The following is a 13046-nucleotide window of genomic DNA, read 5'->3' as shown; positions in this document are numbered from 1 at the left end:
AAGGAGGCCGCGGCATGAAACCTCTGAAATCCGTCAATCTGTTTCCGGTGTTCTTGGAAATTCAGACAGCAGCAACAGCCCAGCAATTACGAGATGAACGGATCGCTTGTCAGAACCATCTGATCGGGATGCGTCATGCCATGGAGCTGAGAGAGTGGATCGCATCCGTCAATACGATGCACGATCTGATTGGACAGCGTGCCGCGGCAATCTGTGAGCAGGACATGTGGGAGGCTGGCTTGGGCCGGCCTCCTGCGCGTTATGCGTTTGTTGCTTTTGGCAGCAGCGGAAGGCAGGAAGCTACGCTGTGGAGCGATCAGGACAATGGTCTGATCATTGGTGATGAGCTGGAGGAGGATCAGCTCCCCTTTTTTCGGGAATTTGGCCTTCGGCTGGCGAATCTGCTGGAGGATGCAGGCTATCCCAAATGTTCGGGAAAGGTAATGTGTTCCGAACCCTTATGGAGCAAAAAGCTTGGCGATTGGAAAAATCAGATTAGCGAGTGGTGTAAAGACCAGCAGTGGGAGCCGATTCGCAATTTCATCATCGCTTCGGACCTCCGTCATGTAGCGGGAGATGGCAAACTATCGGAGGAATGGGTTGACCATTTCCGAAGCTCCGTCGAGCTGCACCCGAGCATCGGCAATGCCGTGCTGCGAAACACGGTCAAGCACAAGGCAACGCTTAATGTCATGGGGCGAATTGTGACGGAGCGGTTTGGTGAGCATGCCGGTGAATTTGACGTAAAATATGGCGTCTATATTCCGCTTGTGAACAGCATTCGCACGATGGCGCTGCAAAGAGGCATCATCGAAACCTCAACGCAAAAGCGCATGGAGAAGGTGATGCTGCTTGAGGGCGGCAACTTGCTGCTGGAAAGCGTGCAGCGTGCTTTCTTGACAGCCCTTCGGCTGAGAAATAACACGCCCCATAGGCTGGAGAACGGGCTGATCACGAGCAGCGGGTATATCCCGCAGGAGCAGCTCAAGAACAAAACCATGCAGTACGAGCTTCGCGATACGCTTGGTGTTGTCAGACGGATACACCGGTCATTGCAGCGAGAGCACCGTTTTGCGGAGAGGAGGAACCCATGACTGAACCGGGACCATCGAACGGGGGCTTCTGGAGATCACTCCGCTTGGGTAACTTTAATTCCGCCATCGCTTCCATGCGCGGGGCGCAGACGGCACAGCAGCTGGCCTTCATCCGATCCCAGATGAAGGATAACCGGAGGCCGGAGGTTCTGGGTACCCCGCTGGACGAGCTGGAGGTTGTCGTATTTGATCTGGAGTCGACGGGCTTCAATCACCAGCACGGTGATGAAATTTTGTCATTCGGTGCAATCAAGGTCATCGGCGAGCAAGTGATCGAGAATGAAACCTTTCATATGATTGTTAACAGCGGTGCTCCTGTTCCTCCATTCATTGCGGAGCTGACAGGAATTACGCAGCATATGGTTGATGCAGCCCCGCCTTTAATGGAGGGGCTGCATGATTTCATGGCTTTTATAGGAGGCAGGGTACTTGTTGCCCATGCCGCTGCGCATGACCGTGGATTCCTGAACGCAGCCTTGTGGAAGACATCGAAGGTTCGATTAACCCATCGGCTTCTCGATACGATGATGCTCGCACAGAGATTATATCCTGAGCAGAAGGACTACAGTCTGGATGAGCTGCTCCGGAGCAGCGGCATCCCGGTGGAGGGCCGGCATCATGCTCTGTCCGATGCGCGCATGACCGCCCGGCTGTGGGCGGATTATATGAAAGAAATTCAGGCGCGCGGCCATGCAACCACGCTGGGAGATTTGTATGTCTATCTAAGCGAGGCATAACCTCTTGAACATGATGGATGCAGCAATAGCTTATTACCCTATTTTGATCTGGCAAGGAATCGGGGCTAGGGAATAGAACTCCGCTTCCGGACGAACCCAGGAATTTGACGGTAGATCGCTGACTAATTCGGCGGTTTCTTTTCCCCGCATAATTTTGTAGGCATGAAGCTGCAAGGGTCTCAAGCCGGGACCGTTTGGAGCTGCAGGAGATCCGATGGCATATACTTGAAGCAATCCGCCGAAGGATGGAAGCTGCAGCAGATCCTCGCCGGACGGCTCAGGGGATGTGTGCGGGTGACTGTGAAACAAACCGACGATTCCTTTTTCAGTTAACACCAAGCGGGTCCATTGAACAGGGTCCAGATGAAAAGAATGCAGCGGAAACTCCGCTGTATTGTTTACGGGGATAAATTGCGTAACGGTTACCGATCGGCTTGTTGCGCTAGAGTGCCCGATAAGGACGCCACAGGCTTCCTCTGGCAGACAATCATACGTATAGTCCGATATATGCTGTTGTACTACCGCGTGCAGCAGAAGCTGCTCCAGGGCCATGTCAGACGGGTTCATCTTTTTCCCTCCCGGGCTATAATTGAAGTTGATCGCGTGTTTGAAAGATCAGGGTTTCAGGGTACAATAGGGACTATAACTAAGTTTAGCAAAGGAACCTATACCTATGAAACGAAATATCATCATTCTCGTCCTGCTTGTTGTTGCGGTAGGCGCTGTAATCTATAACCAAGCCGGCGACAACATTCAAGCCGTCTTCACGCAGGAGAAGCCGCTCCCGACGGAGACGGGTGCCAAGGCTGGACTGCTTGCCCCCTCCTTCACCTTGAAGGGGATGGACGACAAGACCTATGCCGGCGGCGGAGCGAGCGATAAAGCAATGGTCGTCAATTTTTGGGCATCATGGTGTGAACCGTGCAAGCAAGAAGCCCCGGAGCTCGATAAGTTGGCGGCGGAATATGCAGATGAGCTGGAAATCTACGGCGTGAACGTGTCCAAGTATGACAATGAGAAGAAAGCGCGTCAATTCGTTAAGGATTTTGAACTCCGGTATCCGATCCTTCTCGATCCCAAAGGAGAAGTGTTCGAGGAGTTGTACAAAGGACAGGTCTTCCCGACGAGTGTGCTGATTGATCGAAATGGCGTGATCCAGGAAATCATTCTGGGCGCTCCGGATCCCAAGGATCTTCGTAAGAAGGTAACCAAGCTGTTGAATTAGTTGTTGAGCGAAAAGCGGAAGAAACACCAAAAAAAGCGCGGCCACCATGTTCATGACATGGCGGATACGCGCTTTTTATATTGGATACAGCCTTAGTGATTAACCAACCCTTGTCTAGTCACGGACTCATGCACCTGTTCCGGTGAGATTTGGCCGAGCAGCGCATAGCGCATACTGTCCACCAGCGCTTCCCAGCTCGCCTCAATGACGTTGCTGGAGACCCCGACGGTGTTCCAGGAGTTCTCAAAGTTCTTGGATTCGATCAGCACCCGCACTTTGGCTGCCGTCGCATCCTTGTCATCCAGTACCCGTACCTTATAGTCAGCAAGATGCATTTCCTTGAGTGTCGGGAAGTATTGGACCAGCGCTTTACGCAGCGCGTTGTCAAGCGCATTGACCGGACCGTTGCCTTCCGCTGCGGTGTAGATGCTTTCACCGGCAACGTTGACTTTAACGAAGGCTTCGGAGACAACTGGCTGGCCAGCTGATTTCTCTACCAGCATTTTGAAGGATTCGAAGGTAAACAGCTCCTTGAGCTCTCCGTTCGCTTCCCGAAGAAGCAGCTCCAGAGAGGCGTCCGCGCCTTCGAATTGATATCCTTCATGCTCAAGATCCTTGATTTTTCCGATAATATGCTTGGATTGTTCACTAGCCGGATCAAAGTCAAGACCCATGTCTTGCGCCTTCGATACGATGTTGCTCTGTCCTGCAAGCTCGGAAACAAGCACGCGCTGCTTGTTTCCGACTTTCTCCGGTTCGATATGCTCGTACGTTCTGGAATCGCGCAGGATCGCCGAAACATGGATGCCTCCCTTGTGGGCAAAGGCAGCGTTACCCACATACGGCTGGTTGACCGGCATATTGACGTTGGCGATTTCACTGATATACCGTGCGGTATTTGTCAGCGTACGTAGGTTGTCGTCTCCGATGCACTCATAACCCAGCTTCAACTGCAGATTCGGGAGGATGGAGCACAGGTTGGCATTCCCGCAACGTTCCCCATAACCGTTCATCGTTCCCTGCACATGCTGGACACCAGCCTGTACGGCACTCAGGGTGTTGGCAACGGCAAGCTCGCAATCGTTGTGGGTGTGAATGCCGAGTGGAGCGCCGGGCAATGGACCCGCTAAAGATGTCACAATGTTCGAGATCTCGTGCGGGAGACTGCCGCCGTTCGTATCGCACATGACAAGCCAATCAGCGCCTGCCTCTCGTGCTTTGGACAATACGGCAACAGCATATTCGGGATTGTTCTTATAGCCGTCAAAAAAGTGCTCGGCATCAAAAATCACTTCGAGGCCTTTTTGCTTCAGGAAAGCGATGGAATCATAGATCATCGCCAGATTCTCTTCGAGTGTCGTCTGAAGCGCGGTGTGGACGTGGAAATCCCATGACTTCCCGACCAAAGTGGCCGCAGAAACGCCGGATTCCAAAATCCGAAGCAGATTGGCATCCTGGTCGGCGATGGAGCCTTTGCGGCGAGTGCTGCCAAACGCGGTTACTTTTGAGGTTAAGCCGAGATCCTGGACTCTTTTGAAAAATTCGATGTCCTTGCTGTTGCTTCCCGGGATACCGCCTTCAATATAATGAACACCAAGAGCATCGAGTTTCTTGGCGATTTTGACCTTGTCGTCCGCCGACAAGCTGATTCCTTCGCCTTGGGTTCCGTCGCGAAGTGTCGTATCAAAGATGGAAATGGACTTAGACATGATGTCCTCCTTTGGGTGTCCGGGATTGGACCGTATTGTTTATAATTTTGTATTATAGCATTTCTTTGCGGGAAAGTAACAGAGTAAAAAAACAAACCTTACCTATAGAGGCTTATTCTTGACCCGTGTTAAGGGTAACGATATGCTGGAGGCGTTGGTGAAGCCTTCATGATTCCTCATGGATAATGACATGAAGACACTTCATTGACTAAAGAAGATATAATGGAATGGAGTTTATGACATGATTCAATATTCTAATGATCAGGTGACGATTTTTCAAAGTGCGTTATTTCAGACCACTTCAACGGTAATCCAGCTGGATGAGAGTATCATTATCATCGATCCGAACTGGCTGCCGCACGAAATCGATGAGATTCGAGAACATGTTAACGCGGTTCGGGGAAACAGGGAATGTTATCTCATCTTCACGCATGGGGACTACGACCACATTATCGGATATAAGGCTTTCCCGGACGCCAAGACGATTGGGAGTGCCGGACTCAGAGATGACCCGGAAAAAGAGGATAAACTGAAATCAATTCGTGATTTTGATGCTTCCCACTATATTACTCGCGATTATCCCATAGAATTCCCGGTACTTGATATGGTTATCGAGGAAGATGGACAACAGCTCGCAATGGGCTCCACAACGCTTACGTTCTATAGAGCACCGGGACATACTGCCGACGGCTTGTTTACTGTGATTGATTCCGTGGGCGTATTTGCAGCCGGTGACTACTTATCCGATTTTGAGCTTCCATTTATCTTCCAAAGTGCGAGGGACTATGACGGAACGATTCGCCAAGCTGCAAGGATCCTGAAGGAGCATCCGGTTGCTTTGCTCATCCCTGGGCATGGCCGGCATACGACAAGCCGATCTGAGATGAATCGAAGAGTGGAGGCAGCCCGGAGCTATCTGGAACGACTGCGTCAGGCTGTTATGGATGGCGATGATACGGCTCTTGACCAGCTGCGGCAGGAGCACGGATTTGTCTCCGAATTCACGGCGAAGTGCCATAAGGAAAACGTGAGAATCATTCAAAATGAACTTCAAGATGAGGGCAGCAATAAGACTTAAGTAGAACCGTGCCGAAGAAAGAAGGAATTCTGCGTGGGACATATCGACGATTATTATCCGGCCAGTGGCCGCGTTATACTTCATGTGGATATGAATGCTTTTTACTGTTCTGTACACGAAGCGGAGGAGCCGGAGCTCTACCGGGGCAAGCCCACGGCTGTCGCGGGCAGCATCGAGCTGCGAAAAGGCGTCATCGTCACCTGCTCCTATGCTGCACGCTCACTCGGGATCCGCACAGGAATGAACGTGAGACAGGCGCTGCGGATCTACCCTGACCTGATGATCATCCAGCCGGATTTCCACCTATACCGCAAGTATTCCAATGCATTTATGAATATAGCTTATGCTTATACGCCGCTGTTGGAGGCGACTTCGATTGACGAATGTTACCTGGATATAACAGGATCAAAGCAGTTCGGTACCCCCCTGGATATCGCCAGGGAGATCCAGGAGCGCATTCGCGAGGAGTTGTCGCTGCCTTGCTCCGTCGGCATTGCTCCGAATAAATTGCTGGCCAAGATGGCCTCGGACATGAAAAAGCCCAACGGGCTATCCGTGCTGCGGATACGGGATGTCCCGCAGGTACTCTGGAACAGACCCTGTGCAGAGCTGTTTGGCATCGGGAACAAGACAGCCGACAAGCTGCGTAAGCTGAACATCCAGACCATCGGACAGCTGGCCGCTGCCGATGAAGGCCTGCTGACCTCGACTTTTGGCGTAATGGGGTCATGGATGAAACGGGCAGCCAGCGGCATCGACCATGCTCCTGTCGTTGCGGAGCGGGAACAGAGCAAATCGATTGGACACACGACCACGCTCCCGCAGGATGTTACTTCGGCGGAGGAGGCGCGAAGGGTGCTGCTGAATCTGAGCGATCAGGTAGCGCGCCGGCTCCGCAGGCAGGGTCTAATGACCAGCGGCATACAGATCACGCTGCGTAAACCGGATATGAAGACCATCACCCGGTCGAGGCATCTGGCCATTCCGACGGAAAATACCGAGGACATCTACCGGGAAGCGTGCGAGCTGTATCACCGGCACTGGAAGCAGGACAAGCCGCTTCGTCTGCTTGGCGTCACGCTGCAGCAGCTTATCGCGAAGGAGGAATCCGCCATTCAGCTGGACTTGTTCGATTACGAGAAACAGCCAAAGAAAGAATCGCTGACCCGGGTCATGGACGAATTGCGCAATAAATTCGGCGAGAGTGCGGTGCTGACCGCCGGCATGCTGGGAGATGATCCGTCGTCCTTAATCCGCAACCATAAGCGGAGAGGTACATCTTTACAGATGGATTTTGTAAGGGATCTGGGGAACGATAATAAAAATTCCGTTCAGCCGCCCGCGAAGGACCCGGGCCGCGATTAGCCGTTTTTTTGATAGTTGAAGCTCTTTCATCTCCTTTGAAAGTAACAAATTATTGTCGGAAAATGTTAGGAAATATATTTGTATTCCTAAAAAAATTGTATTAATATATGTAGATGGTGGCGGGAGACCGTCAGCTTATACTATGTTTATAGAGATGTTTATAGATATACAGGAGGAAGAGAGACTATGGCGAAGTTTACTTGGGTAGATAAAGATACCTGCATTGCTTGCGGCGCATGCGGAGCAACAGCACCCGATATTTACGATTACGACGACGAAGGCCTGGCAGAAGTTATTTTTGACGGAGACAACAACCGCGGGGTAACTGAAATTCCCGAAGATATGCATGATGATATGCTGGATGCCTGCGATGGCTGCCCAACAGATTCAATTCGTATAGCTGACGAGCCGTTTAACGCAGAATAACCAATACCGCTTTAAGCCCTGATATTCCATCTTGAACTTATACCGACGCCCTCTGCCCGACAAAGGCAGGGGGCGTTTTTTCGTATCCGACGATTCATACATAATTAGAGCGTTTATTCCGATATACAGGATAATAGAGGTAAAAATGTCATAAAAGGAGGCTCCCGAATGAACAATTCGCTGTACCTCAAAAGGTATGTGGAGACGCATCCTGATAATAAAATGGCCTGGTACCTGCTGGGGAAGGAATATGAGCAGGCCGGCGAACAGGGCAAGGCAAATTACTGCTACAACAAGGCAGAAGGGGTCTATGAAGCCTTCGAGCTTAGTCAGGTCCCGTCCGATATATGGAAAAATTACGAACAGCGTTTATTGGAAATGGAGAGGGACAAGGACCGCAGGCGAAAAAGAACCCGGCGTTTGCTTGCTGCGCTGGTGTTATTGCTGCTGGTATTTCTTCCTCCAGCCCAGGCGCCGGGCTCCGTTCCGGGGGATTTTGCATCAGATGTGTTTCCGCCGAATGAGCCGGTATCCGCCTCGGCCGTTAACAAAGAGAAGCGGGATTCGCGTAAAGAACCGCTGTATACCGCCGTTTCTTCCGGACAGGAGAAGGATTCCGCCGGAGCCCTGTCCTCATTGCTCCGGCATCCGCAGGCATTGCCGAATTGGTCGGTTGCGCTGGGAATGAAGCAATCGGGCAAGTGGCAGTTATGGAGCAAGGACATGGAACGTTTATACGGATTGCATCGGGATGCTAAAGGCGCCATTGCGATCCAGCCATATGAAGGAGCGGCATTGGAGTGTGATTGCGAGCCTGCGGATAGTTCGCAGCTTAAACGGAGCGCGGGGCAATGGGCGGATCTGCAAGTCGAGACGGCCGTGCTGCAGCAAGCGGCCAACCAGTATAAGGCTCGGCATGGACGCCTGCCTAAAGGCTTGAATGAACTGACGCAGCCGTATCCGAACAATTGGCTGTCCGGCCGTTCGAAAGCAATGGAAGCAATGTTCGGAGATTTAATGAAGCGTAAGTCCCAAGGAACTGGCGGCCATGAGGACCAGCCGGGGCAGCAGCCTGGGAACGACCCGGAGGAGACTGGATATTGGGGGACTTCGCCGAACGGGGATCCTTTTTTTGAGCAGCCGCTTCAGGTCATCATTGACCGGAAACATCATCGGCTTGCCGTTGTCAGCGGCACCGTCATGCTGCGCAATTATGCGGTCGGACTTGGAGGAGCGAAAACGCCGCTGGGTGATTTTCATATTAATGACAAGGTTGTTAATCCGAACGGGACCACGAAGGGCCCCTATGGGACGCGGGGAATGCAGCTGTCCAATACGCAATACGCGATACACGGTACGCTAGACGTGGACAGTATCGGAGCAAATGAATCTGAGGGCTGCATCCGTATGCTTAAAGAGGATGTGGAGGAGCTGTTTGATCTGGTTCCGATGGGAACAGTCGTGAAAATTCGGGAAGGGGTTCTGCCCGAGGACCTGTGGACGCCGAAAGAGCGTTTTAAGCTCAAGCTTGCCCAGGGGCAGACCAACCCCAACAAGGTGTATCACTGGCTGGATTAAGGCTGGGCGATCACAATTAAAACGATAATCAGGATAATAAGAAGAGCGATGCCGGAGCTGATCCATAGTATGGCCTTCTTATTAACCTCTTCTTTTTTCTGCTGCAAGGTCGGAGGCTTACGTTTGGCTGACATGTCTTTCCCCTCTTTCTCTTCATGATCATGAAAATGATTTGTACAATCCTCCTTTATTGTAAGGGGTTTGTCCCGAAATTGCCATATCGCTTTCTCGTCAGGACGATCGCCCGGTTTATGCTGAAGAACTTTCTTTTTGAAGCAGAAACGGATAAACTGAAGGATAGAGAAATAACTGGATGAGAGGAAGAGTGGATGTGCTGTACCGCAACATAGGCAAACCTATATTTTTTAAACTCGATCCCGAGAAAGCTCACCACCTTGTGGTTGGCGGCCTTGGACGTGCCTCCGGCGTGGTTGGCGCAGACGCTGTCATGCGAGGGATGTACGGTGTTAGCGAAACATCGGATTTGGCAGTGGACCTGTTCGGGCTTCATTTCCCGACACCGGTCGGACTTGCCGCCGGGTTAGATAAAAATGCTCAGGCTGTCAAAGGTTTCTCCTCCATCGGCTTCGGATTTATGGAAGTAGGGACGGTGACCCCGAAGGGACAACCGGGCAACGAACAGCCGCGATTGTTCCGGCTTCCTCCGGATGAGGCACTCATCAACCGGATGGGCTTCAACAACGAAGGGGCCGAGGCGATGGCAAAGAGGCTGTCCGCACTCAAGGAACGCCGTATTCCGGTTGCCGTCAACATCGGAAAGAACAAGGCGACTCCGAACGAGAAAGCCAACGGTGATTACGAAGCTTGCATTCAAGCTTTATTTCCGTATGGCGACTTTTTTGTTGTCAACATCAGTTCCCCGAACACGCCGGACTTGCGCAGCCTTCAGCATGGGAGTGAATTGTCATCCTTGCTGGAAGCCGTGAAGAACGAAATGTCCCGCCAAGCGAAGATCCATGGAGGCGAGAAGGCCGTCCTGGTGAAGATTGCGCCGGATGTGAGTGATGAGGAACTGGAATTCATGGTGGATACGATTAGTGCAAGCGGCGTTTCCGGTATTATCGCCACGAATACGACGCTTTCCAGGAATGGTCTGACGCACGGTAACGCCAAAGAAACCGGCGGCCTTAGCGGGAAACCGCTGCGTAACCGATCAACGGAGATCGTATCCCGGATTTACAGGCAGACCGGCGGTGCGCTTCCGATTATCGGGTCTGGCGGAATTTTTACGGCAAGTGATGCTTATGACAAAATACGCGCGGGCGCAAGCCTGGTGGAAATTTATACAGCACTTATCTATGAAGGGCCTGAGGTGAACCGCAAGCTTCATTCCGGTCTCCGGGAGCTGCTTGCACGGGATGGCTTCAGCCATATTTCCGAAGCCATCGGGGCTAATCATCGGTAAAGGGTAAAGACAGGAGGCAAGGCGATGGACGTTAGAGACTGGGGGACATTTTTGCTTCCGTATGAGCAGACCGTTGAGGAATTGAAGGTTAAATTCAAGACGATGCGTTCCGAACTGAAAAAACGGGAGGAATACGCACCTATCGAATTCGTAACGGGTCGGGTCAAACGGATCTCGAGCATACTGGACAAGGCGAAACGCCTCGATGTGCCGATGGACGAGTTGGAAACCGGGATTGAGGATATCGCAGGCATTCGGATTATGTGTCAGTTCGTGGAGGATATCCGGCGGGTGGCCGAATATATCCGGGCACGGAAAGACCTGACTGTATTATACGAGAAGGACTACATTACCAATTTCAAAGAGAGCGGCTATCGGAGCTTTCATATGATTATCGAATATCCGGTGCAAACGGCTTTGGGGCAAAAGAAGGTACTTGCCGAAATTCAGATCCGCACGCTGGCTATGAATTTCTGGGCTACGATTGAGCATTCCCTTAGCTACAAGTATCGGGAAAGCCTTCCGGATGACATTCGGGCCCGACTGAAGAAGGCTGGAGAAGCGGCGAATACGCTGGATACGGAAATGTCGAGCATCCGGGAGGATATATTGGAGGCGCAGCGGCAGTTCGAGGACGATTCCAATATTACGACACAGGTGCTGAACGCGATTCACAAGCTGTATTTCTTCCATCTGGTCAATGAGGCGATTGCTTTTCAGAGCCGGTTTAACGCGATATTTCAGGAACATGACATGGATGCGATGAAGGTGCTTCTGGATGAGGTGAAGGAGCTGCTGGCCGAAGCTAAGAAGAAAGTAAACGAGCATGAGCTATGAACCGCTGTATGTTGCTTACCTCGTCTACTTTAATCGTGATCGGGACTACTTCGAATGTCATGAAGTGTTAGAGGAACTGTGGCTCGCACGGGATCGTGATCCAAGGTATAAGGGACTTCTGCAAGTGGCTGTCGGGCTTTTTCATTTCCGGAACAACAACGTAAGAGGAGCCTATAAAATGTTCACAAGCGCTGTATCCCGACTCGGGAGTTATCCCGGCGATGAACTGGGGATCTCGATGGGGAAGCTGGTAAAGGAAGTACGTGACTATGCCAAGCAGCTGTCGTGGTATGACGTTCGTCCATTTCCCTATAGGGATTTGACAATCGAAATTGGGGATACTGAGCTTAAGCAGGCAGTTCAGTTGGCATCGGAGCGCATCATGCCGAACATTCCCCAGCGGCGAAAGCCGGAGCGGGCACATTCCAAGTAACTTTAGGAACAAGTGAAAAAAGAGCTGCCCGTCTGTAGAGAGATCTACTTTTGGGCAGCTCTTTTTTATATGACCATTTAGGATTAAGATTCGGTACCTTTGTATTTATCATCGATGAACTGTTTGATTTCCTCGACGGATTTTCCTTCGTCATGAAGCCGTTTGGCATCCTGCAGCTCGGTCAGGCAGATGCCGCATTGAGCGCCATGGTCCGTCCATTTGACTTCGCCGTCCTTGTTCTCGGCAATGAAGCAGCGATGAAGGGAATCGTGATAGCCGTTCTCCTCGTCCATGCAGCCGCAATAACATTTGATTTCCTTTATGATGTCTTCTAATTCTCCGACCGTGGCATAGGTTGCTTGCGTATTGTCGGTATAGCTCGACAAGAACTTCGGCATAACCGTCATGCTGGCTGTTGTCTCATATCGTTCAGAATCGGCGCCGTGCTGATGCCCGGCAGCGGATTCTTTACCACCGCATGCGGTCAGCAGCATGCCCGAAATAACGAAGGTAAAGAGGATGGCGCGAGTGCGGTTCATTTCGTCACGCTCCCTTTATATTTATCCAGGATTTGCTTGAAGTCATCGATGGAGTAGCCTTCACTGGAACCTTCCGGTTTCAATCCGCCGACCATGCGTTCTTTCTCTACACCGTTCTCGAAGTAGACCAGCGTCGGGGTGAACTCAATGTTGTATTCTCTCCAGCCTTCCTGATACTCGCGAAGGTTGTACTGGTGCATGGTAATTCCAGCATCATCCGCCAAAGGCATCAGTTCCGGGGTTGTCGCACGGCAGTGCGGACAGTCGGATGCAAAGAAGTACACGAAGAAGTTCTCTTTGTTGTCGACCTTGCTCTTCAGCTGATCCGGCAAAATGATTTGCTGGTAGTTCGGATCATTAAGGAGTTCTTGCGTAGCCGGGTTCAGGCTGGAGACCTTCTTGCCCCCGTACAATTCGCTTGCTTCTCCTTGACCGTTCAAGAAAATGAGTGCAGCAATCAATAAGACGAAGACTCCGCCGAAGGCGTATAATGCGGTGTATTTATTCTTTTTTTTGCGGTTCATGGATCCACCCCCTAATGATAAATTATAAATAAGGACTTGTCCTTTTTAATGTAGTTTATTATACAATATTAAAAG

At 51.3% G+C, this 13046-nt stretch carries 15 protein-coding genes; 10 read left to right on the top strand and 5 right to left on the bottom strand.

The genetic code is table 11. From position 1 onward, the window contains the following. Window positions 1-14 precede the first annotated feature (14 nt). Both J7E85_RS13730 and J7E85_RS13725 read left to right on the top strand, forming a co-directional pair. Window positions 15-1094 (top strand): DUF294 nucleotidyltransferase-like domain-containing protein, encoded by a 1080-nt coding sequence (locus J7E85_RS13730; RefSeq protein ID WP_215158624.1) that lies wholly within the window; start codon window positions 15-17, stop codon window positions 1092-1094. Further along, window positions 1091-1831, top strand: coding sequence for a 3'-5' exonuclease (locus J7E85_RS13725; RefSeq protein WP_215158622.1), 741 nt, complete (start codon window positions 1091-1093; stop codon window positions 1829-1831). Before J7E85_RS13730 ends, J7E85_RS13725 begins: the two co-directional genes overlap by 4 nt. A gap of 33 nt (window positions 1832-1864) precedes the next feature. Here J7E85_RS13725 and J7E85_RS13720 read toward each other — a convergent pair whose 3' ends face one another. Beyond that, window positions 1865-2398: a M67 family metallopeptidase gene (locus J7E85_RS13720; protein ID WP_215158620.1), complete on the bottom strand. Its 534-nt coding sequence runs from the start codon at window positions 2396-2398 to the stop codon at window positions 1865-1867. A gap of 106 nt (window positions 2399-2504) precedes the next feature. Here J7E85_RS13720 and J7E85_RS13715 point away from each other — a divergent pair, with 106 nt between their 5' ends. Further along, on the top strand, window positions 2505-3056 hold the full coding sequence (locus J7E85_RS13715; protein ID WP_215158618.1) for a TlpA family protein disulfide reductase: 552 nt from the start codon (window positions 2505-2507) through the stop codon (window positions 3054-3056). A 92-nt stretch (window positions 3057-3148) separates the two neighbouring features. Here the strand turns inward: J7E85_RS13715 and cimA are convergent, their stop codons facing one another. After that, window positions 3149-4765 (bottom strand): citramalate synthase, encoded by a 1617-nt coding sequence (gene cimA / locus J7E85_RS13710; RefSeq protein WP_215158616.1) that lies wholly within the window; start codon window positions 4763-4765, stop codon window positions 3149-3151. A gap of 241 nt (window positions 4766-5006) precedes the next feature. On the opposite strand from cimA, the gene J7E85_RS13705 reads away from it, so the two are divergent. From J7E85_RS13705 to J7E85_RS13690, 4 genes are all read left to right on the top strand, one after another. After that, window positions 5007-5843 carry an MBL fold metallo-hydrolase gene (locus J7E85_RS13705; RefSeq protein ID WP_215158614.1) on the top strand — a complete coding sequence of 279 codons (837 nt, stop codon included), beginning with the start codon at window positions 5007-5009 and terminating at the stop codon, window positions 5841-5843. Between the two features lie 33 nt (window positions 5844-5876). Next, on the top strand, window positions 5877-7208 hold the full coding sequence (locus tag J7E85_RS13700) for a DNA polymerase IV (protein ID WP_215158612.1): 1332 nt from the start codon (window positions 5877-5879) through the stop codon (window positions 7206-7208). A 186-nt stretch (window positions 7209-7394) separates the two neighbouring features. Further along, entirely contained in the window at window positions 7395-7634 is a 240-nt protein-coding gene (locus tag J7E85_RS13695) for a ferredoxin (protein ID WP_009594795.1), read from the top strand. A gap of 168 nt (window positions 7635-7802) precedes the next feature. Next, entirely contained in the window at window positions 7803-9212 is a 1410-nt protein-coding gene (locus J7E85_RS13690) for a L,D-transpeptidase (RefSeq protein WP_215158610.1), read from the top strand. On the opposite strand, the gene J7E85_RS13685 is transcribed toward J7E85_RS13690, so the two are convergent. Continuing rightward, window positions 9209-9346 carry a hypothetical protein gene (locus J7E85_RS13685; protein ID WP_015736685.1) on the bottom strand — a complete coding sequence of 46 codons (138 nt, stop codon included), beginning with the start codon at window positions 9344-9346 and terminating at the stop codon, window positions 9209-9211. The two genes, J7E85_RS13690 and J7E85_RS13685, sit on opposite strands and share 4 nt — an antisense overlap. A gap of 197 nt (window positions 9347-9543) precedes the next feature. On the opposite strand from J7E85_RS13685, the gene J7E85_RS13680 reads away from it, so the two are divergent. The 3 genes from J7E85_RS13680 to J7E85_RS13670 are packed head-to-tail and all read left to right on the top strand — an operon-like array spanning window position 9544 to window position 11908. Then, a complete protein-coding gene (locus J7E85_RS13680) occupies window positions 9544-10638 on the top strand; it encodes a quinone-dependent dihydroorotate dehydrogenase (RefSeq protein WP_215158870.1) in 1095 nt (364 codons plus the stop codon). A gap of 24 nt (window positions 10639-10662) precedes the next feature. Beyond that, on the top strand, window positions 10663-11475 hold the full coding sequence (gene yjbM / locus J7E85_RS13675; protein ID WP_215158608.1) for a GTP diphosphokinase: 813 nt from the start codon (window positions 10663-10665) through the stop codon (window positions 11473-11475). Beyond that, window positions 11465-11908 carry a DUF309 domain-containing protein gene (locus J7E85_RS13670; RefSeq protein ID WP_215158606.1) on the top strand — a complete coding sequence of 148 codons (444 nt, stop codon included), beginning with the start codon at window positions 11465-11467 and terminating at the stop codon, window positions 11906-11908. The genes yjbM and J7E85_RS13670 overlap by 11 nt, the downstream gene beginning before the upstream one ends. Before the next feature lie 83 nt (window positions 11909-11991). Here the strand turns inward: J7E85_RS13670 and J7E85_RS13665 are convergent, their stop codons facing one another. After that, window positions 11992-12447, bottom strand: coding sequence for a PCYCGC motif-containing (lipo)protein (locus tag J7E85_RS13665; protein ID WP_098747967.1), 456 nt, complete (start codon window positions 12445-12447; stop codon window positions 11992-11994). Next, a complete protein-coding gene (locus J7E85_RS13660; protein WP_076325752.1) occupies window positions 12444-12971 on the bottom strand; it encodes a thioredoxin family protein in 528 nt (175 codons plus the stop codon). The genes J7E85_RS13665 and J7E85_RS13660 overlap by 4 nt, the downstream gene beginning before the upstream one ends. Between the last annotated feature and the right edge of the window lie 75 nt (window positions 12972-13046).

The organism is Paenibacillus sp. ISL-20, assembly GCF_018613005.1.
In the GTDB taxonomy this organism is placed as follows: domain Bacteria; phylum Bacillota; class Bacilli; order Paenibacillales; family Paenibacillaceae; genus Paenibacillus_AQ.
The sequence above is the reverse complement of the archived record's forward strand: the minus strand, read 5'-3'. Positions and strand labels throughout refer to the sequence as shown.